Origin of the sequence: Streptomyces sp. NPDC060366 (genome assembly GCF_042725135.1) — a bacterium.
Lineage (GTDB): Bacteria > Actinomycetota > Actinomycetes > Streptomycetales > Streptomycetaceae > Streptomyces.
Window position 1 is genome coordinate 330894 of the sequence record NZ_JBHXDC010000003.1, and the last position, 22628, is coordinate 353521.

17 protein-coding genes are annotated in these 22628 nt (G+C 67.5%); 13 read left to right on the plus strand and 4 right to left on the minus strand.

Features of this window, described 5'->3' with window-relative positions; translation table 11 throughout:
* Positions 1-113 precede the first annotated feature (113 nt).
* The gene (locus tag ACFWHU_RS10430) at positions 114-1031 is read left to right on the plus strand and encodes a TetR/AcrR family transcriptional regulator C-terminal domain-containing protein (RefSeq protein ID WP_385791045.1); all 918 of its coding nucleotides are present in this window, start codon (positions 114-116) and stop codon (positions 1029-1031) included.
* 57 nt (positions 1032-1088) lie between these two features.
* Here ACFWHU_RS10430 and ACFWHU_RS10435 read toward each other — a convergent pair whose 3' ends face one another.
* The 4 genes from ACFWHU_RS10435 to ACFWHU_RS10450 form a co-directional block, all read right to left on the minus strand.
* A complete protein-coding gene (locus ACFWHU_RS10435) occupies positions 1089-1973 on the minus strand; it encodes a succinate dehydrogenase/fumarate reductase iron-sulfur subunit (RefSeq protein ID WP_387224609.1) in 885 nt (294 codons plus the stop codon).
* Positions 1970-3895 (minus strand): fumarate reductase/succinate dehydrogenase flavoprotein subunit, encoded by a 1926-nt coding sequence (locus tag ACFWHU_RS10440; protein ID WP_387224610.1) that lies wholly within the window; start codon positions 3893-3895, stop codon positions 1970-1972. Before ACFWHU_RS10440 ends, ACFWHU_RS10435 begins: the two co-directional genes overlap by 4 nt.
* A gap of 21 nt (positions 3896-3916) precedes the next feature.
* A complete protein-coding gene (locus ACFWHU_RS10445) occupies positions 3917-4738 on the minus strand; it encodes a hypothetical protein (protein ID WP_385791041.1) in 822 nt (273 codons plus the stop codon).
* 130 nt (positions 4739-4868) lie between these two features.
* Entirely contained in the window at positions 4869-5108 is a 240-nt protein-coding gene (locus ACFWHU_RS10450) for a hypothetical protein (RefSeq protein WP_385791039.1), read from the minus strand.
* 321 nt (positions 5109-5429) lie between these two features.
* On the opposite strand from ACFWHU_RS10450, the gene ACFWHU_RS10455 reads away from it, so the two are divergent.
* The 12 genes from ACFWHU_RS10455 to ACFWHU_RS10510 all read left to right on the plus strand — a co-directional run bounded on the left by ACFWHU_RS10455 (position 5430) and on the right by ACFWHU_RS10510 (position 22544).
* The gene (locus ACFWHU_RS10455; protein WP_387224826.1) at positions 5430-8174 is read left to right on the plus strand and encodes an ABC transporter substrate-binding protein; all 2745 of its coding nucleotides are present in this window, start codon (positions 5430-5432) and stop codon (positions 8172-8174) included.
* A 331-nt stretch (positions 8175-8505) separates the two neighbouring features.
* A complete protein-coding gene (gene typA, locus ACFWHU_RS10460) occupies positions 8506-10392 on the plus strand; it encodes a translational GTPase TypA (protein WP_078075256.1) in 1887 nt (628 codons plus the stop codon).
* A 410-nt stretch (positions 10393-10802) separates the two neighbouring features.
* Positions 10803-12431, plus strand: a complete 1629-nt coding sequence (locus tag ACFWHU_RS10465; protein WP_385791035.1) for an ABC transporter substrate-binding protein — start codon at positions 10803-10805, stop codon at positions 12429-12431.
* 123 nt (positions 12432-12554) lie between these two features.
* The gene (locus tag ACFWHU_RS10470; RefSeq protein WP_385791033.1) at positions 12555-13484 is read left to right on the plus strand and encodes an ABC transporter permease; all 930 of its coding nucleotides are present in this window, start codon (positions 12555-12557) and stop codon (positions 13482-13484) included.
* A 31-nt stretch (positions 13485-13515) separates the two neighbouring features.
* Positions 13516-14433: an ABC transporter permease gene (locus tag ACFWHU_RS10475; RefSeq protein WP_385791716.1), complete on the plus strand. Its 918-nt coding sequence runs from the start codon at positions 13516-13518 to the stop codon at positions 14431-14433.
* Between the two features lie 11 nt (positions 14434-14444).
* Positions 14445-15503 (plus strand): ABC transporter ATP-binding protein, encoded by a 1059-nt coding sequence (locus ACFWHU_RS10480; RefSeq protein WP_385791032.1) that lies wholly within the window; start codon positions 14445-14447, stop codon positions 15501-15503.
* Positions 15496-16644: an ABC transporter ATP-binding protein gene (locus ACFWHU_RS10485; RefSeq protein ID WP_385791030.1), complete on the plus strand. Its 1149-nt coding sequence runs from the start codon at positions 15496-15498 to the stop codon at positions 16642-16644. Before ACFWHU_RS10480 ends, ACFWHU_RS10485 begins: the two co-directional genes overlap by 8 nt.
* A gap of 157 nt (positions 16645-16801) precedes the next feature.
* Complete coding sequence (locus ACFWHU_RS10490) at positions 16802-18433, plus strand: ABC transporter substrate-binding protein (protein WP_385791028.1); 1632 nt, start codon at positions 16802-16804, stop codon at positions 18431-18433.
* Between the two features lie 117 nt (positions 18434-18550).
* The gene (locus ACFWHU_RS10495; protein WP_078075249.1) at positions 18551-19474 is read left to right on the plus strand and encodes an ABC transporter permease; all 924 of its coding nucleotides are present in this window, start codon (positions 18551-18553) and stop codon (positions 19472-19474) included.
* Entirely contained in the window at positions 19467-20447 is a 981-nt protein-coding gene (locus tag ACFWHU_RS10500; RefSeq protein ID WP_385791026.1) for an ABC transporter permease, read from the plus strand. The genes ACFWHU_RS10495 and ACFWHU_RS10500 overlap by 8 nt, the downstream gene beginning before the upstream one ends.
* An 11-nt stretch (positions 20448-20458) precedes the next feature.
* Positions 20459-21442 carry an ABC transporter ATP-binding protein gene (locus ACFWHU_RS10505; RefSeq protein WP_387224611.1) on the plus strand — a complete coding sequence of 328 codons (984 nt, stop codon included), beginning with the start codon at positions 20459-20461 and terminating at the stop codon, positions 21440-21442.
* The gene (locus ACFWHU_RS10510; RefSeq protein WP_387224612.1) at positions 21426-22544 is read left to right on the plus strand and encodes an ABC transporter ATP-binding protein; all 1119 of its coding nucleotides are present in this window, start codon (positions 21426-21428) and stop codon (positions 22542-22544) included. The genes ACFWHU_RS10505 and ACFWHU_RS10510 overlap by 17 nt, the downstream gene beginning before the upstream one ends.
* Positions 22545-22628: the final 84 nt, after the last annotated feature.

A 22628-nucleotide genomic window follows, 5' to 3' on the forward strand; every position in this document is an offset into this window, starting at 1 on the left:
CGGTACGTAATCGGCTCGCCGCGTACGCGGCAAACAGCTCCCTAGTGCACCGGCCCCGAAGCCCTTTGCACACTGGGACTTGGCGCCTGGAGTGCACTAGTACGGTAGGTGTCGTGACAGTCGATCCGCCCTACCTCCGCATCGCGGCCGAACTCCGCCGCCGTATCGCCTCCGGGGAGCTCGCGCCCGGCGACCGTGTGCCGTCCACCCGCCGTATCACCCAGGAGTGGGGTGTCGCGATGGCGACCGCCACGAAGGCGCTCGCCGCGCTCAACCAGGAGGGTCTGGTTCGGGCGGTGCCCGGCGTCGGCACGGTGGTCGCCGAGCCCGACCGCTCCGCAGGGCGCGGCGCGGCTCCCCAGCAGGGCCTCAGCCGCGATCGCGTCGTGCGCGCGGCCATCGCGCTCGCCGACGCCGAAGGGCTGGGCGCGCTGTCGATGCGGCGCGTGGCGACGGAGTTCGGTACGTCCACGATGGCCCTGTACCGCCATGTCCCCAGCAAGGGTGAGCTGGTGCGTCTGATGTCCGAGGCGGTGTTCAGCGGCGGGCCCACGGGGCCCGAGCCGGCCGGCTGGCGTCCACGGCTGGCGCGGGAGCTGCGGTGGTTGTGGAGCCAGTACGAGCGTCATCCCTGGCTGGCACGCGCCATGGCGGGGCTGACCCGGCCGCTGGCCTCACCGCACGCGATGAGCTACACGGAGCGGACTCTGGGCACTCTGCGCGGGCTCGGTCTCACGCCGTACGGAATGATCCACACCCATCTCGCCCTGCTCGGCTACGCCCAAGGCGTCGCGATGGCGGTCGAGTTGGAGTCGCAGGCGCGGCAGGACACGGGTATGACGGCCGACGAGTGGATGGCGGCCAACGATGCGCGCATGCATTCGATCCAGCTCTCCGGGGAGTATCCGGTGCTGTCGACGCTGTTCGGGGACGGGGAGTTCGACCTCGAACTCGGCGCGCTCTTCGAGTTCGGGCTCGAACGGATGCTGGACGGCATCGAGTCGCTGGTCGAGCGGTCCCTCGAACGGTAGGGAGAAGGCAGGCCGCAGGCGCCGGACGGAACACAGCGCCCGTCCGGCGCCCGGCGCTCAACTGCTCGTGCGGCGGCGGATCTTGTCGCCCAGCCAGACCAGCGGGTCGTACTTCTTGTCGGCCACCCGCTCCTTCAGCGGGATCAGCGCGTTGTCCGTGATCTTGATGTTCTCGGGACAGACCTCCGTGCAGCACTTGGTGATGTTGCAGTAGCCGAGCCCGTGCTCGTCCTGCGCGGTCCGCTTGCGGTCCAGGCCGGTCTCCTCGGCCCCGTCCAGCGGGTGCATGTCCAGCTCGGCGACCCGCATCAGGAAGCGCGGCCCGGCGAACGAGGTCTTGTTCTCCTCGTGGTCCCGGACGACGTGACAGGTGTCCTGGCACAGGAAGCACTCGATGCACTTACGGAACTCCTGCGAGCGTTCCACGTCCACCTGCTGCATCCGGTACTCGCCGGCCGCGACTCCCGGCGGGGGTACGAACGCGGGTACCTCCCGTGCCTTCTGGTAGTTGAAGGACACGTCCGTCACCAGGTCCCTGACGACAGGGAACGCCCGCAGCGGGGTGACGGTGATCGTCTCCTCGCGGCTGAACGTGGACATCCGCGTCATGCAGAGCAGCCGCGGCCGGCCGTTGATCTCCGCACTGCACGAACCGCACTTGCCCGCCTTGCAGTTCCAGCGCACCGCCAGGTCCGACGCCTGCGTCGCCTGGAGGCGGTGGATGATGTCGAGGACGACCTCGCCCTCGTTCACCTCGACGGCGAAGTCCTTCAGTTCGCCGCCCTCCGCGTCGCCCCGCCAGACCTTGAACTTGGCCTTGTACGAGGTCGACGCGGTCGCCCCGGCGGCCGGGGCCGGTGCGGACTCGGGCGACGGGCCCGGTGACGGGACCGAGGCGGACGAGTCGGATGTGCTCGGAGTCGGAGTCGTGCTGGCACTCACTCGTGGAGCTCCTCTTCGGCAAGGTACTTGACCAGCTCTTCCTTCTCGAAGAGGGCGAGCAGGTCGGGACGGATGGGCTCGGTCGTCTTCCGGGAGAGGCTGATCCGGGGGAGCTTGGGGTCCGTCGAGGGGTCCCGCGCCGAATCGTTCAGCCCGCAGTGCAGATTGACCCGGCGCCAGTCGAGAGCCATACCGGGCCAGTCCTCGCGGGTGTGACCGCCACGGCTCTCCGTGCGCTCCAGCGCCGACAGGGCGATGCACTCGCTGACCAGCAGCATGTTGCGCAGGTCGATCGCGAGGTGCCAGCCGGGGTTGAACTGCCGGTGGCCCTCCACCCCGGCCCGCGCCGCCCGCAGGCGCAGCTCGCCCAGCTTCTCCAGCGCCTGCTCCATCTCGCCCTCGCGGCGAATGATGCCGACGAGATCGTTCATCGTCTGCTGGAGCTCCTGATGGACGCTGTACGGGTTCTCCGGCGCACCGCCGCCTTCCGGTTCCTCCGCGCCGAACGGCCGCAGCGCCTCGGTGGCCGCCGCGTCGATCTGGCCCTCGTCGAGGACCGGCCGCGTCGTGAGCGCCGCCGCGTACTCGGCCGCGTGCAGTCCCGCCCGTCGGCCGAAGACCAGCAGGTCGGAGAGCGAGTTGCCGCCCAGCCGGTTGGAGCCGTGCATTCCGCCGGCGACCTCGCCGGCCGCGTAGAGACCGGGGACACCCGGAGTGGCGGCGCTGTCGGAGTCGACGGCGATACCGCCCATCACGTAGTGACAGGTGGGGCCGACCTCCATGGCCTCGGCCGTGATGTCGACGTCCGCCAGCTCCTTGAACTGGTGGTACATCGAGGGCAGTCGGCGCTGGATGACCTCGGGCGACATACGGGTGGACACGTCCAGGAACACACCGCCGTGCGGCGATCCCCGGCCCGCCTTGACCTCGGAGTTGATGGCACGGGCCACCTCGTCACGGGGCAGCAGCTCGGGCGGACGCCGGTTGTTGTCCGGGTCCTCGTACCAGCGGTCGCCCTCCTCCTCGGACTCCGCGTACTTCTCCTTGAAGACGTCCGGGATGTAGTCGAACATGAACCGCTTGCCGTCGGAGTTGCGCAGCACTCCGCCGTCGCCGCGCACCGACTCGGTGACGAGGATCCCCTTCACCGAGGGCGGCCAGACCATGCCCGTCGGGTGGAACTGCACGAACTCCATGTTCAGCAGCGGGGCACCGGCGAGCAGCGCCAGCGCGTGCCCGTCGCCCGTGTACTCCCACGAATTCGACGTCACCTTGAAGGACTTGCCGATACCGCCGGTCGCGAGGACGACGGCGGGCGCCTCCAGGACGAAGAAACGGCCGGACTCGCGCTCGTAGCAGAACGTGCCCGAGACCCGTTCGCCCTCCTTCAGTACGGAGGTGACGGTGCACTCCTGGAAGACCTTCAACCGGGCTTCGTAGTCACCGAATTCGCGGAAGTCCTCCTGCTGGAGGGCGACGATCTTCTGCTGGAGCGTACGGATCAGCTCAAGGCCGGTCCGGTCACCGACGTGCGCGAGACGTGGATACTCGTGCCCGCCGAAGTTGCGCTGGGAGATCTTCCCGTCCGCCGTGCGGTCGAAGAGCGCGCCCCAGGTCTCCAACTCCCAGACCCGGTCGGGCGCTTCCTGTGCGTGCAGCTCCGCCATCCGCCACTGGTTGAGGAACTTCCCGCCGCGCATGGTGTCGCGGAAGTGGACCTGCCAGTTGTCCCCGGAGTTCACATTGCCCATGGAGGCCGCGATACCGCCCTCGGCCATCACCGTATGGGCCTTGCCGAAGAGTGATTTGCAGATGACAGCGGTACGGGCGCCACGCTCACGCGCCTCGATGGCGGCCCGCAGACCCGCTCCGCCCGCGCCCACCACCACGACGTCCCACTGCTCGCGTTCGAGTTGCGTCATTGCTGAAGGCTCTCCCTAGCACTAAAAGAGGCGCGGATCGTCGAAGACCCCGCTCGCGAGCAGATACACGTAGAAGTCGGCGAGGGCGACGCTGATCAAGGAGGCCCAGGCGAGCTGCATATGGCGGTGGTTCAGCTTCCCGACCCAGCCCCACAGCCGGTAGCGCACCGGATGCTTGGAGAAGTGCTTCAGCTTGCCGCCGATGACATGGCGGCAGGAGTGGCAGGAGAGGGTGTACGCCCAGATCAGCACGATGTTGACGACCATGATGATCGTGCCGAGGCCCATGTGGCCCCACTCGTAGTCCGAGTTCCGGAAAGCGAGCACCGTGTCGTAGGTGAGGATGACCGCCACCGGGACGGCCGCGTAGAAGAAGTACCGGTGGAGGTTCTGGAGGAGCAGCGGGAAGCGGGTCTCGCCGGAGTACTTCTTGTGCGGTTCCGCCACGGCGCAGGCGGGTGGCGAGGCCCAGAAGCCCCGGTAGTACGCCTTGCGGTAGTAGTAGCAGGTCATACGGAAGCCCAGCGGGAAGATCAGGATGATCAGCGCGGGGGACAGGCCCCACCAGCTGCCGAAGATCTCCAGGTTGGGGCCGCCCTTCATCGGCTCGCAGTTCTCCGCGAGACAGGGCGAGTAGAACGGTGAGACGTACGGCGCCGCGTAGTAATGGGCGTTACCGAACGCCCGCCACGTCGAGTAGATGACGAAGGCGAGAAGCCCGGCCGCCGTGGCGGCGGGCGCCAGCCACCAGCGGTCGGTTCGCAGGTGGCGGGCGGCGATGGCGGCACGCGACTTGTCGTGCACGCCCGTATTCAGTTGGGGTTGTTCCGTGCCTGTTGCCAACGAAAACTCCGTATGGAGATGGAGTGGGATCGGGTGGGGGGTCGAAGGGCCGGGGTCGGGTGATGTCGATGACAGGTGTTTCCGTGCGGTGCGCGCCGGTGCTCAGGTGCGGTCGTGGTGGGGCGCCCGGCTAGGGCGCGCGCCGGTCCCGCAGCCCCAGGCCCTCGTCGTCCGAGTCCGTCCAAAGCGCCGCGTTGTACGGCGCGTCGGGGATGGTGACCACTTCCGGACGGTCCTTGGGCTTGGGCCTGGAAGGCGTGACCGGCAGGGCTTCGTTCAGCCTGCCGACCGTCTGCTCCAAGTCCGCGACGCGTTGGACGAGCTCATCGATACGACGGTGGACTGCTGTCAGATCTTCCGGCTGGGACATGACTTGCCCTCACTTCCGCAGGGGAGCGATGCCATCGGTAACGCGCCTGCGAGTGTCGCTTGTCACATCCCCGCTTGTGAAGGGACGTGCAGGGATTCCCGGCGCATACCTCAGCCGTGCGCTCCGCGTCGTTGATGTCGCGCCCCTCCATTTTCGCTCCTACGGCGGGCCTGTGTCCTGGTTCCCGTTGGGCCGTACGGGTGGGTTTCGTGCGTCGGGACGCCGTGTCGCCGCGATCGGAGGGAATCGGTCCTCTTCAGTGGGTGGGCAATAGGTGTGATCATCTCTAAATTCCACAAACAGGACGAAGAGGTAGAAGCAATGTCCCAGGTCGGCGCCCCACGCGGGAGGACATGCTCCCGGACCATCCGTTCCGTCGCACTAATCACCACCGGCGTGCTCGCTCTGCCCGCGCTCGCCTCGTGCAGCTCGGGTGACGAGCGGAGCGAGGTCCCGGCCGCCGCCCAGGACGTCGGCCCGGCGGCTCGGGACCGGATCGCCGACGGGGGCACGCTGCGCTGGGCGACCGACACGGTGCCCACGACCCTCAACACCTTCCAGGCGGACGCCGACGCCACGACGTCGCGCGTCGCCGGAGCCGTACTGCCCTCGCTCTTCACTCTCGACAAGACCGGCCGGCCGCAGCGAAACCCGGACTATCTGGAGTCGGCGAAGATCGTCGAGCGCGAGCCCAAGCAGGTCGTGCTCTACAAGCTCAACCAGCAGGCGGTGTGGAGCGACGGTCGCGAGCTCGGCGCACCGGACTTCGTGGCCCAGTGGCGCGCGCTGAGCGGCAAGGATTCCGCGTACTGGACCGCGCGCAACGCCGGGTACGAGCGGATCCAGAAGATCGAACGCGGTGCGAACGACCTTGAGGTCAGGGTCACGTTCAACAAGCCGTACGCCGACTGGAGGGGCCTGTTCAGCCCGCTCTACCCGAAGAGCGTGATGGGGGCGCCGAACTCGTTCAACGACGGCGCGCGCAACAAACTCAAGGCCACGGCGGGGCCCTTCCAGCTCAAGGAGCTGGACCGGGAGGGCCGTCAGGTGACGCTCATCCGCAATCCCCGCTGGTGGGGCGCGCGGCCGAAGCTCGACTCGATCGTCCTGAGCGCCGTGTCGCGTGACAAGCGCGCCGCCGCCCTTGCCGACGGCACCCTCGACCTCGCCGAGATCGACAGCCCCGTGGCAGAGCGGATCAAGCAGGCCGCCCACGACAAGAAGGGCGGAGCGGGACCGGAGTCCGACACCGGGACGGAGTCGACAACGGCGTCGCCGTCCGCCGCGAGCGACTCCGACGACGAGAAGGCCGCGGCGGCGCAGGCGTCGCGCAAGAAGGCGAACGAGGCGATCGCGAAGTACGCCAAGGAGCAGAAGGGCCTGCGGGCCTATGTCGTACGCAAGTCCCTGGAGCCCGCCTTCACCCAGCTCGCGCTCAACGGGGAGACCGGACCGCTCGCCGACGAGCGGGTCCGGCGGGCAGTGGCCCGCGCGCTCGACCGGCAGAAGCTGGCCGAGGCCGTACTGAAGCCGCTCGGCCTGCCGGCGAACCCGCCCGGCAGCCATCTGGCACTGGCCGGACAGCACGCGTACGCCGACAGCAGCGACGCGCTGGGGGAGCAGAACACGCAGGAGGCGCAGGGGCTGCTCGCCGACGCGGGCTGGGCGCCCGGTGGCGCCGTGAAGAAGGACGACGGGACGAAGGCCGGGAGCGAGGCCGACGCCGACAAGAAGAAGGAGAAGGACGAAGACAAGGACAAGGAGACGACCAAGGCCGAGGAAGGAGACGCCACGGAGACGGACAAGGAAGCGGACAGCGAGTCCGACGCGAGCGGATCCGGTTCCGGTTCGGGCTCCGAGAGCGCCTCGGACAGCGCCTCGTACAGCCCTTCGGACAGCGCCTCCGGCAGCGCCTCGGAGAGCGGCTCGGACAGCGACTCCGAGAGCAGCTCCGAGAGCGGCTCCGAGAGCGATGAGGAAAGCGATGGGGAAAGCGCCTCCGACGAAGGCTCGTACATCGTCGGTGACAACAAGCCCGGACGTGGCGTCACCGTCTCCGAGACCGGTACGCACGTCATCGCCCCGGCTTTCGGCACCGCCTTCCAGCGCGCGGTCCTGACCCGCCGGACCGACTCGGACGTCAGCGCCCAGGACCGGCAGCCGGGCGGCGGCGGCATGGCCGGCGCGTACGCCCCGAGCGGCACGGAGGCCCCGTCCTCCGCTTCCGCGTCGGCCTCCGCCTCGGCATCAGCGTCGTCCTCGGCTTCAGCTTCGACCTCGACCTCGGCGTCGTCCTCGGCGTCGACCTCGGCATCCGCATCCGCATCCGCGTCGGCCACCGGCTCCCCGCTGCCCGGCTCGCTCGCCAAGGACGGCAAGCCCCTCACCCTGCGCTTCGTCCTTCCCTCCGGCTCCGGCTCCGAGCAGCTGCGTACCGTCGGCGAGAAGATCGCGCGCATGCTCGACCGCATCGGCATCCGTACGGAGATCATCAAGGTCGCCGACGCCAACTACTTCAAGGACCACATCGCGTCGGGCGACTACGACCTCGCCCTGTACTCGTGGCCCGCGACCGCCTACCCCGCGACCGACGGCCGGCCGATCTACGCCAAGCCCGTCCCGGCCTCCGACGGCTCGCTGCTGGTGGAGCAGAACTACACCCGCGTCGGTACGGACCACATCAACCAGCTGTTCGACCAGGCTGCCTCCGAGCTGAACGAGAAGGCGGCCCGCGATCTCCTCAGGCAGGCCGACGCCCGCATCTGGGCGGCGGCCGGATCCATCCCCCTCTACCAGCGCCCGCAGCTCGTGGCGGCCAAGCCGTCCGTGGCCAACGCGGGTGCCTTCGCCTTCGCCTCCCCGCGCTACGAGGACATCGGCTTCAAGGGCAGCGCCAAGAGCGGCCCGCAGAAGCCCGCGGAGACGCAGAAGCCCGCGGAGACGGAGAAGCCCGCGGAGAAGACGGAGCAGCCCGAAGCGGCGGGGTCCGAAAGCGAGCAGCCCGAAGCGGCGGGGTCCGAGAGCGAGCAGCCCGAAGCGGCGAGGTCCGAAAGCGACGAGGAGTAGAAGGACAGCGGTAGCACAGAAGAAGAAACGGAGAGAACCAGCAGGTCAGACCCAGAGAGCCGAACGATTCACTTGCCCGCCGGGCCTCCCGGCGGGCAAGATCGTGTGTACCCCCTGACCCGGGCGATCGCACACCCCGCAGTACCTGCCTCCGACCGCCCCACCAGCACTCTCCGCCCGCGCTCGCGGGCGCCCCCGCCTCTTGTCGGATCGGCCCCGGAAGCCCCGGACGCGCCAGCCCCGTACGATGGGTACGGCCGTGGCGTGTCCGCCCGGCAGGCGTACGAGGAAGAAACGCCGCATCCCACGATCGAGAGAAGCGCCAGCCAGCATGCCCACGCGCCACGACATCCGTAACGTCGCCATCGTCGCCCACGTCGACCATGGCAAGACCACTCTGGTCGACGCCATGCTGAAGCAGGCCGGCGCGTTCGCCGCGCACGCCGCCGAGCACCTCGACGACCGGATGATGGACTCGAACGACCTGGAGCGTGAGAAGGGCATCACGATCCTCGCCAAGAACACGGCGGTGAAGTACCACCCCAAGGAGGGCGGTACAGGTGACATCCCCAACCTGGTCACGATCAACATCATCGACACCCCGGGCCACGCCGACTTCGGCGGTGAGGTCGAGCGAGGCCTGTCGATGGTCGACGCGGTCGTCCTGCTCGTCGACGCCTCCGAGGGCCCGCTGCCGCAGACCCGTTTCGTGCTGCGCAAGGCACTGTCGGCCAAGCTGCCGGTGATCCTGTGCATCAACAAGACGGACCGGCCGGACGCCCGTATCGCCGAGGTCGTGGACGAGACCTACGACCTCTTCCTCGACCTGGACGCGGACGAGGACCAGATCGAGTTCCCGATCGTCTACGCCTGCGCGCGTGACGGCGTCGCCTCGCTGACCAAGCCCGAGGACGGCACGGTCCCGGCGGACAGCACCAACCTGGAGCCGTTCTTCTCCACGATCCTGGGCAGCGTCCCCGCTCCGGTGTACGACGAGGACGCCCCGCTCCAGGCTCATGTCACCAACCTCGACGCGGACAACTTCCTCGGCCGTATCGCGCTGTGCCGCGTCGAGCAGGGCGAGCTGAAGAAGGGCCAGACCGTCACGTGGATCAAGCGTGACGGCACGATGTCCAACGTCCGCATCACCGAGCTGATGATGACCGAGGCGCTCACCCGCAAGCCGGCCGAGAAGGCGGGCCCCGGCGACATCTGCGCCATCGCCGGTATCCCGGACATCATGATCGGCGAGACCCTGGCCGACCTGGAGAACCCGATCGCGCTGCCGCTGATCACGGTGGACGAGCCGGCCATCTCGATGACCATCGGTACGAACACCTCGCCGCTCGTCGGCAAGGGCGGCAAGGGCCACAAGGTCACCGCCCGTCAGGTGAAGGACCGGCTGGACCGTGAGCTGATCGGTAACGTCTCGCTGCGCGTCCTGGACACCGAGCGCCCCGACGCCTGGGAGGTGCAGGGCCGAGGCGAGCTGGCGCTGGCCATCCTGGTCGAGCAGATGCGCCGCGAGGGCTTCGAGCTGACCGTCGGCAAGCCCGAGGTCGTCACCAAGGACATCGACGGCAAGCTGCACGAGCCGATCGAGCGCATGACGATCGACTGCCCCGAGGAGCACCTGGGCGCGATCACGCAGCTGATGGCGACCCGCAAGGGCCGTATGGAGACCATGACCAACCACGGGTCCGGCTGGATCCGGATGGAGTGGATCGTGCCGTCCCGCGGACTCATCGGCTTCCGTACGGAGTTCCTCACCCAGACCCGCGGCACCGGTATCGCGCACTCGATCTTCGAGGGCCACGAGCCGTGGTTCGGCGAGCTGCGGACCCGTAACAACGGCTCGCTCGTCGCCGACCGGTCCGGTTCGGTGACGCCGTTCGCGATGGTCAACCTCCAGGAGCGCGGTGTCATCTTCACCGAGCCCGGCACCGAGGTGTACGAGGGCATGATCATCGGTGAGAACTCACGCGCCGACGACATGGACGTGAACATCACCAAGGAGAAGAAGCTCACCAACATGCGCGCGGCCTCCGCCGACACGACGGAGAACGTGGTGCCGCCGCGCAGGCTGTCGCTGGAGCAGTCCCTGGAGTTCTGCCGCGACGACGAGTGCATCGAGGTGACCCCGGAGACGGTCCGTATCCGCAAGGTCGTCCTGGACCAGAAGGAGCGCGGTCGCGCGGCCTCACGCGCCAAGCGCTGACCCGCTGTTGGCGGGAGTCATCCGACGGCCCGGCCCACCGTGAAAAATGCGGCGGGCCGGGCCGTTCGTCAAACCGTTTTTCCCGGTCGAGCGTCCGGATATCGACCTCCGCTCTCCGGAACATGGGTTAACGGTCCGTTTCGCGGGTGTCTGTCTGTGCTCAGTTTGTCCGGATTTCGGGCTGTCGGGGTGCTTCGATGTTGTCAAACCGAGACGCTCTAAGTGTGGTTTACAGCCGAGCGGTACTTAATAGTTGGCTCCATTGAGCTCGGGTCAATGGGTCATGCGCGATGGGGAGCGCCGACTCACGAGCGCACTCGGGGTATCTGTCGAGCCCGCTGCCAGGGGTGTCAGCGCGCGTAGACAAGCCCCCTCTTGTTTGTGACTAACGGACTCATGAGGAGGAACCCATGCGCGGTGCCAAGAGCGCCAAGTGGGTAGTCGGCGCGATAGTCGTGGCTCTGGCTGCGACGGCCTGTGGTGGCGGCGACGGCGGAGACGAAGGCAGCGATTCGGCATCGAAGGAGAAGGGCAAGCCCGCGGGCTATGTCTCCATCGACGTCGGCGAGCCGCAGAAGCCGCTGATCCCGGCCGACACCAACGAGTCGCTCGGCAGCTACGTGATCCAGTCGGTCTTCACCCAGCTGCTGGACTTCGATGCGCAGGGCAAGATCGTCTACACGAACGCCGAGTCGGTGAAGACGACCGACTCCAAGACCTGGACGGTCAAGCTCAAGCAGGGCTGGAAGTTCCACGACGGCACCCCCGTCACCGCTGAGTCGTACGTCAAGGCGTGGAACTGGTACGCCAACATCAAGAACAACCAGCAGAACGCCTTCTGGTTCCAGGACATCGCCGGCTACGACGACGTCCACCCGGAGAAGGGTGACCCGAAGGCCGACGAGATGTCGGGCCTGAAGGTCGTCGACGAGACCACCTTCACCATCGACCTCTCCGCTCCGGTGCCGTACTTCGAGTACAAGCTCGGCTACGCGACCTTCGCGCCGCTGCCGGAGGTGTTCTACAAGGACACCAAGGCGTTCGGCCAGGCGCCGGTCGGCAACGGTCCCTACATCTTCGAGAAGTGGGACCACAAGAAGCTCATCCAGGTCAAGGCCAACCCTGACTACCAGGGTCCGAACAAGGCCAAGAACAAGGGTGTCCTCTTCAAGAACTACGCGACCATCGAGGCCGCGTACCAGGACCTCCTGTCCGGCAACCTGGACATGATCCGCCAGGTCGGTCCGAAGGACCTTCCGAAGTACAAGCAGGACCTCGGCGACCGCGCGATCGACCAGCCGTACGCGGCCATCCAGAGCCTCGTGCCGACCTTCTACTCGAAGACCTTCAAGGACATCGACCCGAAGGTCATCCAGGGTCTGTCCATGGCGATCGACCGCGACACGATCACCAAGACCGTCCTCAACGGCACCCGCAAGCCCGCCACCAGCTTCACGCCCCCCGGCGTGGCCGGTAACCAGGACCTGGGCACGGACGTCTTCTCGTTCGACGCCGCGAAGGCCAAGTCCCTCGTGACCGAGGGCGGCGGCGTTCCGGGCAACAAGATCTGGATCCAGTACAACGCCGACGGTGGGCACAAGGAGTGGGTGACCGCGGTCTGCGAGTCGATCCGCAACTCCACCGGCGTGGACTGCATCCCGGACGCCAAGCCCGACTTCCAGACCGACCTGGAAGCGCGTGACAACGACGAGGTCAAGTCGATGTACCGCGGTGGCTGGGTGGCCGACTACCCGCTGAACGTCAACTTCATGCGGGAGCTGTACGGCACCACCGCTGAGGCGAACAACGGCCGGTTCTCCGACAAGGAGGTCGACGCCGCGTTCAAGAAGGGCGACAACGCCGCATCCCTGGACGAGTCGATCGCGGCTTACCAGGAGGCCGAGAAGCTGCTTCTGACCAAGATGCCGGCGATCCCGCTGTGGGAGTACAAGACCAACGGTGGCTTCTCCAAGGCTGTGGACAACGTGACGGTCGACTTCCACGGTGACTACAACATCACCGAAGTCACTGCCAAGTAACCAGCCCGAGGGCCAACCCCCCCACTCGGCCATCAGCCGCTAACAGGCGGTGAGTCCCCGGGGCCGCTCCCCGATCAAACGGGAGCGGCCCCCGGGGCTGTCGTTATCCATTCGGAGGCAAACATGGGGCGTTATGTCGCGCGGCGACTGCTCCAGATGATCCCGGTCTTCCTCGGGTCAACCTTGCTGGTCTTCTCCATGATGTACGCCCTGCCCGGTGACCCCGTGCGCGCGCTCGCCGGAGAGCAGACGGTCGATCCCGCCCAGATCGCGGCCATGAAGAAGAATCTCGGTCTCGATCTGCCGCTCTGGCACCAGTACTGGAACTACCTCATCGGCCTGTTCCAGGGTGACTTCGGCACCCAGATCGCCAGCGGCAGACCCGTCGCCGACATCATCTCGGAGGCGTTCCCGATCACGGTCAGACTGACCCTGTTCGCCTTCACCTTCACCGTGCTCGTCGGTATCTCCATGGGCGTCTTCGCCGGACTCAAGGCCGACCAGCTCCGGGACCGTGGGCTGCTCATCCTGACGCTCCTGCTGATCTCCGTTCCCTCCTTCGTGCTCGGCTTCCTCGGCCAGTACTTCTTCGCCTTCCAGCTCGGCTGGGTGGACCCGAACGTGAGCTCGGAAGCGAACTGGGACGAGTTGTTCCTGCCCGCTGTCGTGCTCGGCTCGCTGTCGCTGGCGTACGTCGCCCGCCTCACCCGTACCTCGGTCGCCGAGAACCTGCGCGCCGACTACATGCGTACCGCCGTGGCCAAGGGGCTGCCCCGCCGCCGCATCATCGGCGTGCACCTGATGCGTAATTCCATGATCCCGGTGGTGACGTTCCTCGGCACCGACCTCGGCGCCCTGCTGGGCGGCGCGGTCGTCACCGAAGGCATCTTCAACGTCAAGGGTGTCGGCTGGAACGTCTTCGACGCGCTGAAGCACCGCGAGGGTGCCACGGTCGTGGGCATCGTGACCCTCATCGTGGTCGTCTATCTCGTCGCCAGTCTGCTCGTCGACCTGCTCTACGCGGTCCTGGACCCGAGGATCCGTTATGCCTGAGGCACTCAAGGACACCGTCACCGAGCCCGGCATGGGTGCGCCGATCGACGCTCCGTCGGTCGAGCCCGCGGACGGCAAGGTCGGCAAGCCCCGCAGCCTCTGGTCGGACGCCTGGCACGACCTGCGGCGCAATCCGCTGTTCGTCGTCTCCGCCCTGCTGATCGTCTTCCTGCTGACCATGGCGACTTTCCCGGGGCTGTTCACCAGCGCCGACCCGCGGTACGCCGACCTCGCCAACCACTATCTGCAGAAGCCCAACTGGGGCAACTTCTTCGCGCCCGACTGGTTCGGCTACGACATCCAGGGCCGTTCGATCTACGCGCGCGTCGTCTATGGCGCCCGTGCCTCGATCACCGTCGCGCTGGTCGTCACCCTGCTGGTCACGGTGCTCGGCACCGTCGTCGGAATGCTCGCCGGCTACTTCGGTGGCTGGATCGACTCCCTGCTGTCCCGGATCACCGACATCTTCTTCGGTGTCCCCTTCATCCTCGGCGCGATGGTCGTCCTGACCTCGTTCGAGGAGCGTCACCTCTGGGTGGTGATCCTGGCTCTGGCCTTCCTGGGCTGGACCTCCATCGCGCGTGTTGCCCGTGGCTCGGTGCTCACCATCAAGCAGGCGGACTACGTGATGGCGGCCAAGGCGCTCGGCGCCTCGACCACCCGCATCCTGCTCCGGCACATCATGCCGAACGCGATCGCCCCGGTGATCGTGGTGGCGACCATCGCCCTCGGCGGCTACATCTCGGCCGAGGCCACGCTCTCCTTCCTGGGCATCGGCCTCGCCGAGCCCACCGTCTCGTGGGGCGTCGACATCTCCTCGGGCCAGGAGCAGCTGCGCAACGCCGCGTTCATCCTGATCATCCCGTCGGTCATGGTGTCGATCACCGTCCTGGCGTTCATCATGCTCGGCGATGCGGTACGCAACGCCCTCGACCCGAAACTGCGCTGAGGGAGGCGTACATGACCATCATCGACAAGACGGCGGACGTTCCTTCCCCCCGCGGTTCGGATACGAGTGGCACTCCGCTGCTCGAAGTCCGTGACCTGCACGTGGAGTTCCGCACCCGAGACGGTGTGGCGAAGGCGGTCAACGGAGTCAACTACAGCGTCAGCGCCGGCGAGACCCTCGCCGTGCTCGGCGAGTCCGGCTCCGGCAAGTCCGTGACCGCGCAGGCGATCATGGGCATCCTGGACATGCCGCCGGGGAGCATTCCCCGCGGCGAGATCCTCTTCCGCGGCGAAGACATGCTCAAGATGGGCAACGAGGAGCGGCGGCTCATCCGCGGCCGGAAGATCGCGATGATCTTCCAGGACGCGCTGTCCTCGCTCAACCCGGTGCTCTCCGTGGGCTACCAGCTCGGCGAGATGTTCCGCGTGCACCAGGGCCTCTCCAAGAAGGAGGCCAAGGCGAAGTCCATCGAGCTGATGGACCGCGTACGCATCCCGGCGTCGAAGGAGCGGGTCAACGACTACCCGCACCAGTTCTCCGGCGGTATGCGCCAGCGCATCATGATCGCCATGGCGCTCGCCCTGGAGCCCGATCTGATCATCGCGGACGAGCCGACCACCGCGCTGGACGTGACAGTCCAGGCGCAGGTCATGGACCTGCTGGCGGAGTTGCAGCGCGAGTTCAACATGGGGCTGATCCTGATCACCCACGACCTCGGCGTCGTCGCCGACGTCGCGGACAAGATCGCGGTCATGTACGCGGGCCGGATCGTGGAGACCGCTCCCGTGCACGAGCTGTACAAGCGCCCCGCGCACCCGTACACCCGCGGCCTGCTCGACTCGATCCCGCGCCTGGACCAGAAGGGCCAGGAGCTCTACGCGATCAAGGGCCTGCCGCCCAACCTCACGCGGATTCCGTCCGGCTGCGCCTTCAACCCGCGCTGCCCGTCGGCGCAGGACATCTGCCGTACGGACATCCCGGCGCTGCTTCCCGTCACCGAGCGGGACGGCGGCGAGCTGCCGGGCCGCGGCAGCGCGTGCCACTTCTGGAAGGAGACGATCCATGGCTGAGTCGACCAGGAAAGACGACTCCATGGACGCGACCCCGAACGTCACCGAGGTCGAGACGGCCGACGCCGCCACGGTCGAGGAGTCCGTCGCCGCCATCGAGGCGCCGGCCGAGCGCGGGGAGCCGATCCTCCAGGTGCGCAACCTGGTCAAGCACTTCCCGCTGACCCAGGGCATCCTGTTCAAGAAGCAGATCGGCGCGGTCAAGGCCGTCGACGGCATCTCGTTCGACCTCTACCAGGGCGAGACGCTGGGCATCGTCGGCGAGTCGGGCTGTGGCAAGTCCACGGTCGCCCGCCTGCTGATGACGCTGGAGACGGCCACCGCGGGCGAGGTCTTCTTCAAGGGCCAGGACATCACCCGGCTGTCCGGGCGGGCGCTCAAGGCGGTCCGCCGGAACATCCAGATGGTCTTCCAGGACCCGTACACCTCGCTGAACCCGCGTATGACGGTCGGCGACATCATCGGTGAGCCCTTCGACATCCACCCCGAGGTGGCACCGAAGGGCGACCGGCGGCGCAAGGTCCAGGACCTGCTCGACGTCGTGGGACTGAACCCGGAGTACATCAACAGGTACCCGCACCAGTTCTCCGGCGGTCAGCGCCAGCGCATCGGCATCGCACGCGGTCTCGCGCTCAACCCCGAGATCATCATCTGCGACGAGCCGGTCTCGGCGCTCGACGTGTCCGTGCAGGCGCAGGTCATCAACCTGATGGAGAAGCTCCAGGACGAGTTCAACCTCTCCTACATCTTCATCGCGCACGACCTGTCGATCGTCCGGCACATCTCGGACCGGGTCGGTGTCATGTACCTCGGCAAGATGGCCGAGATAGGTACGGACACCCAGATATACGACCACCCGACGCACCCCTACACCCAGGCGCTGCTGTCGGCGGTCCCGGTCCCCGACCCGGAGGCCCGTACCGGCCGCGAGCGGATCATCCTCTCCGGCGACGTGCCGTCCCCGGCGAACCCGCCGTCCGGCTGCCGCTTCCGCACCCGCTGCTGGAAGGCCGAGGACAAGTGCGCCAAGGAGGTCCCGCTGCTGGCGATCCCCGAGCGTTTCGTCACCTCGACCACTCCGGCGGCGCACGAATCGGCCTGCCACTTCGCCGAGGAGAAGGACGTCGTCCACGCCGTGTGAGACGCCTGTGAGACACCGTCGGTGAACGACGGGAGGCCCGGACCGTACGCGGTCCGGGCCTCCGTCATGTCCACGCACGGGCGCCCAATAAATGCGCGAGATCTGAAAGGGAGTGATATTTGGGCCTAAGTGACATTCAGGACTCAGGAGGAACTCCATGCGCCGAGCCACACACGCCAAGTGGGCCGCCGGTGCGCTTGCCGTCGCCCTCACGGCGACAGCCTGCGGTGGCGGCGGCGGGAGCGGCAGCGGGGGTGGCGCGGACGGGGTGCTGAGCTCGTCCTGGGGCGATCCGCAGAACCCGCTGGAGCCGGCCAACACCAACGAGGTCCAGGGCGGCAAGGTCCTCGACATGGTCTTCAGGGGACTGAAACGGTACAACCCGAAGAACGCCAAGGCCGAGAACATGCTCGCCGAGAAGATCGAGACGACCGACTCGACGAACTTCAAGATCACCGTGAAGAACGGCTGGACCTTCAGCAACGGCGAGAAGGTCACCGCGAAGTCCTTCGTGGACGCCTGGAACTACGGCGCGAACCTGACGAACAACCAGCGCAACGCCTACTTCTTCGGCCAGATCGACGGCTATACGGCCGTCCACCCCGACTCGGGCAAGCCCACCGCGACCACGCTCTCCGGCCTCAAGGTCACCGGCCCCCAGACCTTCAACGTCAAGCTGTCCCAGAAGTTCTCCACCTGGCCGGACACCCTCGGGTACGCCGCGTTCGCGCCGCTGCCCTCCGCGTTCTTCAAGGACCACGCGGGCTGGCTCTCCAAGCCGGTCGGCAACGGGCCGTACGCCATCGACTCGTACACCAAGGGCTCGCAGATGTCCCTGCGCAAGTGGGACAAGTACCCGGGGCCGGACAAGGCGCAGAACGGCGGCGTGGACCTCAAGGTCTACACCGACAACAACACCGCCTACACCGACCTGACGGCGGGCAACCTGGACCTCGTCGACGACGTCCCGGCCTCCCAGCTCAAGAACGCGCCCTCCGACCTGGGATCCCGCTACATCAACACCCCCGCGGGCATCATCCAGACCCTCGCCTTCCCGTACTACGACAAGGCGTGGAACACCCCGGACGCGCAGAAGGTCCGCACCGGCCTGTCGATGGCGATCAACCGCAAGCAGATCACCGAGACGATCTTCCAGAAGACCCGCACCCCGGCCACCGACTGGACCTCACCCGTGCTCGGCAAGGACGGCGGCTACCAGGCCGGCCTCTGCGGCAAGGCGTGCGACTACGACCCCGCCGCCGCGAAGAAGATGATCGCCGACGGCGGCGGCCTCCCCGGCGGCCGGATCCAGCTCACGTACAACGCGGACACCGGCTCCCACAAGGACTGGATCGACGCCGTCTGCAACAGCATCAACAACACCCTCGGCAACGACCGGGCGTGCGTCGGCCGGCCGATCGGCACCTTCGCCGACTTCCGCAGCCAGATCACCCAGCAGAAGATGCCCGGCCCCTTCCGGGCCGGCTGGCAGATGGACTACCCGCTGATCCAGAACTTCCTCCAGCCGCTCTACTTCACCAACGCCTCCTCCAACGACGGCAAGTGGACCAACGCCGAGTTCGACAAGCTCGTCAACGAGGCGAACGCCGAGAGCGACACCCAGACCGCGATCAAGAAGTTCCAGCAGGCCGAGGGCGTCGTACGGGACAACATGGCCGCGATCCCGCTCTGGTACCAGAACGGCAGCGCCGGCTACTCGGAGCGGCTGAGCAACGTCGAGCTGAACCCGTTCAGCGTCCCCGTCTACAACGAGATCAAGGTCAGCTGACGCCGGAGTCGTCAGGCCCGGCGCACCCTCCCCGCGCCGGGCCGCGGTCCTTCCCCCGCCGGGCCGTACGCATTCCCCGCCAGGCCCCCGGCCCGACCACGACCCCCGGAGCCCTTCATGGGACGTTATGTGATCCGGCGTCTGCTCCAGATGATCCCGGTCTTCATCGGCGCCACGCTGCTGATCTTCCTCATGGTCAACGTCATGGGCGACCCCATCGCGGGTCTCTGCGGCGAGCGGCAGTGCGACCCGGCGACCGCCGCCCAGCTGCGCTCGGAATTCGGCCTCGACAAGCCGGTGTGGCAGCAATACCTCACCTACATGGGCAACGTCTTCACCGGTGACTTCGGGACCGCCTTCAACGGCCAGAAGGTCACCGAGCTGATGGCCACCGCCTTCCCGATCACCATCAGACTCACGATCGTCGCGATCGTCTTCGAGATCATCATCGGCATCACGCTCGGCGTGCTGACCGGACTGCGGCGCGGCCGGCCGGTCGACAGCGGCGTCCTGCTGCTGACCCTGGTCGTCATCTCCGTACCGACCTTCGTGACCGGCCTGATCGTTCAGCTCCTCCTCGGAGTGAAGTGGAACGTCATCTCCCCGTCGGTGTCCTCCGCCGCCCCGCTCGGCGAACTCATCGTGCCGGGCCTCGTACTGGCCTCCGTGTCCCTGGCCTACGTCACCCGGCTGAGCCGCACATCCATCGCCGAGAACACCCGCTCCGACTACGTGCGCACCGCCGTCGCCAAGGGCCTGCCGAGGCACCGGGTGATCACCCGGCATCTGCTGCGCAACTCACTGATCCCGGTGATCACCTTCATCGGCACCGACATCGGCGCACTGATGGGCGGCGCGATCGTCACCGAGCGGATCTTCAACATCCACGGCGTCGGCTACCAGCTCTACCAGGGCATCCTCCGCCAGAACACCCAGACCGTCGTCGGCTTCGTGACGATCCTCGTCATCATCTTCCTCCTCGCGAACCTGCTGGTCGACCTTCTCTACGCCGTACTCGACCCGAGGATCCGCTATGCCTGAGCCCACTCCCCCCGAGGACGAGGGAGCCATCGCGCCGACCGGCTTCGGCGGGTCGATGGACCTCGCCACGAGCGACGGCGCCGACCTCGAAGGGCTCGACCAGGGCGACGGCAAAGGGCCCGACGAGAAGCCCCGCAGCCTCTGGTCCGACGCCTGGCGCGATCTGCGCCGCAACCCCGTCTTCATCATCTCGGGCCTCATCATCGTCTTCCTGGTCGTCATCGCGATCTGGCCCCAGCTGATCGCCTCCGGCAACCCGCTCTCCTGCGACCTCGCCAAGGCCCAGGAGGGCTCCCAGCCCGGCCACCCCTTCGGGTTCACGGCGCAGGGCTGCGACGTCTACACCCGTACCGTCTACGGCGCCCGCGCCTCGGTCACCGTCGGCGTCTGCGCCACCCTCGGCGTCGCGCTCGTCGGGACCGCCCTCGGCGGACTGGCCGGCTTCTTCGGCGGCTTCTGGGACTCGATCCTCTCCCGCGTCACCGACATCTTCTTCGGCATCCCCGTGGTGCTCGGCGGCCTCGTCCTGCTCTCCGTCGTCACCAGCTCCACCGTCTGGCCCGTCATCGGATTCATGGTGCTGCTCGGCTGGCCGCAGATCTCCCGGATCGCCCGCGGCTCCGTCATCACCATCAAACAGAACGACTTCGTCCAGGCGGCGCGCGCCCTCGGCGCCTCCAACTCCCGGATGATGCTGCGCCACGTCCTGCCCAACGCCGTCGCCCCGGTCATCGTGGTCGCGACCATCGCGCTCGGCACGTACATCGCGCTGGAGGCGACCCTGTCCTACCTCGGCGTGGGCCTCAAACCGCCCTCCGTGTCCTGGGGCATCGACATCTCCGACGCGTCGAAGTTCATCCGCAACGCCCCGCACATGCTGCTCTGGCCCGCCGGTGCCCTGGCCATCACCGTGCTCGCCTTCATCATGCTCGGCGACGCGGTGCGCGACGCCCTCGATCCCAAGCTGCGCTGAGGAGCCGGTCCATGTTGCTCGAAGTGCGCGATCTGCAGGTGGAGTTCCACACCCGCGACGGTGTCGTGAAGGCGGTCAACGGGGTCAGTTACTCGGTCGACGCCGGCGAGACGCTCGCGGTGCTCGGCGAATCGGGCTCCGGCAAGTCCGTCACCGCCCAGGCGATCATGGGCATCCTCGACATGCCGCCCGGCCGGATCACGGGCGGCGAAGTCCTGTTCAAGAAACAGGACTTGCTGCGGCTCAAGGAGGACCGGCGGCGGAAGATCCGCGGCGCCGACATGGCGATGATCTTCCAGGACGCGCTCTCCTCGCTCAACCCCGTGCTCAGCGTGGGCGCGCAGCTCGGCGAGATGTTCATCGTCCACCGGGGGATGTCCCGGAAGGAGGCGCGGGCGAAGTCGGTCGAACTCATGGACCGGGTACGGATCCCGGCGGCCAAGGAGCGCGTGAACGACTACCCGCACCAGTTCTCCGGCGGTATGCGCCAGCGCATCATGATCGCCATGGCGATGGCGCTCGAACCCTCGCTGATCATCGCCGACGAGCCGACGACCGCGCTCGACGTGACCGTGCAGGCCCAGGTCATGGAGCTGCTGGGCGAGTTGCGCCGCGAATTCGACATGGGGCTGATCCTGATCACCCACGACCTCGGCGTCGTCGCCGACGTCGCGGACAGGATCGCGGTCATGTACGCGGGCCGGATCGTCGAGTCCGCCCCCGTCCACGACATCTACAAGGCCCCCGCGCACCCGTACACCCGCGGTCTGCTCGACTCCATTCCCCGGCTCGACCAGAAGGGCCGGGAGCTGTACGCGATCAAGGGCCTGCCGCCCAACCTCCAGCGCATCCCGGCCGGTTGCGCCTTCAACCCGCGCTGCCCGAGGGCGCAGGACATCTGCCGTACGGACGTGCCGCCGCTCTTCGAGGTCGACGAGAACCGGCGCAGTGCCTGCTTCTTCTGGAGGGAGACCCTCGATGACGTCGATGGCTGAGCCCGCCGAGCCCATTCTCCAAGTGCGCGACCTGGTGAAGCACTTCCCGCTCACCCGGGGAATCCTCTTCAAGAGGCAGATCGGCGCGGTCAAGGCGGTCGACGGCGTCTCCTTCGACCTGGCGGCCGGCGAGACGCTGGGCGTCGTCGGAGAGTCCGGCTGCGGGAAGTCCACCGTGGCGCGGATGCTGGTCAACCTGGAGCGGCCGACGGCCGGCGAGATCCGGTACAAGGGCGAGGACATCACCCGGCTGTCGGGCCGCGCGCTCAAGGCGGTCCGCCGGAACATCCAGATGGTCTTCCAGGACCCGTACACCTCGCTGAACCCGCGTATGACGGTCGGCGACATCATCGGTGAGCCCTTCGACATCCATCCCGAGGTGGCGCCGAAGGGCGACCGGCGGCGCAGGGTCCAGGACCTGCTCGACGTGGTCGGCCTCAACCCGGAGTACATCAACCGCTATCCGCACCAGTTCTCCGGCGGTCAGCGCCAGCGCATCGGCATCGCACGCGGACTGGCGCTGCGGCCGGAGGTCATCGTCGCCGACGAGCCGGTCTCGGCCCTCGACGTGTCCGTGCAGGCGCAGGTCATCAACCTGATGGAACGCCTCCAGAACGAGTTCGACCTGAGTTACGTCTTCATCGCGCACGACCTGTCGATCGTCCGGCACATCTCCGACCGCGTCGGGGTCATGTACCTGGGGCGGATCATCGAGATCGGCACGGACACCCAGATCTACGACCACCCCACCCATCCCTACACGCAGGCGCTGCTCTCCGCGGTGCCGGTGCCCGACCCGGCGGCCCGCGTCTACCGCGACCGGATCATCCTGACCGGTGAGGTGCCGTCCCCGGCGCATCCGCCGTCCGGCTGCCGGTTCCGTACCCGCTGCTGGAAGGCGCAGGAGCGGTGCGCGCTGGAGGTGCCGCTGCTCGCCGTGCCCGCCGTCTTCCGGGAAACGGAGGGGCCCGCTGAGCACGACTCGGCGTGCCACTTCGCCGAGGAACGGCAGGTGGTGCCGACCACGGCCGGGCCCGCAGGGGCGCCCGGGGCGGGTGGCGAGGGCGGGGAGCAGGGGCAGGATCCGGACAAGGAGATGTGATTGAGACGTCAGCTCCGTTGACACGCAGGAAACTTCACCGACGCCTCGCCGATATACGGACGGGTCACATTGGTCGACGTACGG

Bases quoted from the DNA above. Each gene is read 5' to 3' on its own strand.
- ACFWHU_RS10440 (WP_387224610.1), bottom strand. From the start codon at position 3,895: ATGACGCAACTCGAACGCGAGCAGTGGGACGTCGTGGTGGTGGGCGCG.
- ACFWHU_RS10450 (WP_385791039.1), bottom strand. From the start codon at position 5,108: ATGTCCCAGCCGGAAGATCTGACAGCAGTCCACCGTCGTATCGATGAG.
- ACFWHU_RS10455 (WP_387224826.1), top strand. From the start codon at position 5,430: ATGTCCCAGGTCGGCGCCCCACGCGGGAGGACATGCTCCCGGACCATC.
- typA (WP_078075256.1), top strand. From the start codon at position 8,506: ATGCCCACGCGCCACGACATCCGTAACGTCGCCATCGTCGCCCACGTC.
- ACFWHU_RS10465 (WP_385791035.1), top strand. From the start codon at position 10,803: ATGCGCGGTGCCAAGAGCGCCAAGTGGGTAGTCGGCGCGATAGTCGTG.
- ACFWHU_RS10470 (WP_385791033.1), top strand. From the start codon at position 12,555: ATGGGGCGTTATGTCGCGCGGCGACTGCTCCAGATGATCCCGGTCTTC.
- ACFWHU_RS10475 (WP_385791716.1), top strand. From the start codon at position 13,516: ATGGGTGCGCCGATCGACGCTCCGTCGGTCGAGCCCGCGGACGGCAAG.
- ACFWHU_RS10480 (WP_385791032.1), top strand. From the start codon at position 14,445: ATGACCATCATCGACAAGACGGCGGACGTTCCTTCCCCCCGCGGTTCG.
- ACFWHU_RS10485 (WP_385791030.1), top strand. From the start codon at position 15,496: ATGGCTGAGTCGACCAGGAAAGACGACTCCATGGACGCGACCCCGAAC.
- ACFWHU_RS10490 (WP_385791028.1), top strand. From the start codon at position 16,802: ATGCGCCGAGCCACACACGCCAAGTGGGCCGCCGGTGCGCTTGCCGTC.
- ACFWHU_RS10495 (WP_078075249.1), top strand. From the start codon at position 18,551: ATGGGACGTTATGTGATCCGGCGTCTGCTCCAGATGATCCCGGTCTTC.
- ACFWHU_RS10500 (WP_385791026.1), top strand. From the start codon at position 19,467: ATGCCTGAGCCCACTCCCCCCGAGGACGAGGGAGCCATCGCGCCGACC.
- ACFWHU_RS10505 (WP_387224611.1), top strand. From the start codon at position 20,459: ATGTTGCTCGAAGTGCGCGATCTGCAGGTGGAGTTCCACACCCGCGAC.
- ACFWHU_RS10510 (WP_387224612.1), top strand. From the start codon at position 21,426: ATGACGTCGATGGCTGAGCCCGCCGAGCCCATTCTCCAAGTGCGCGAC.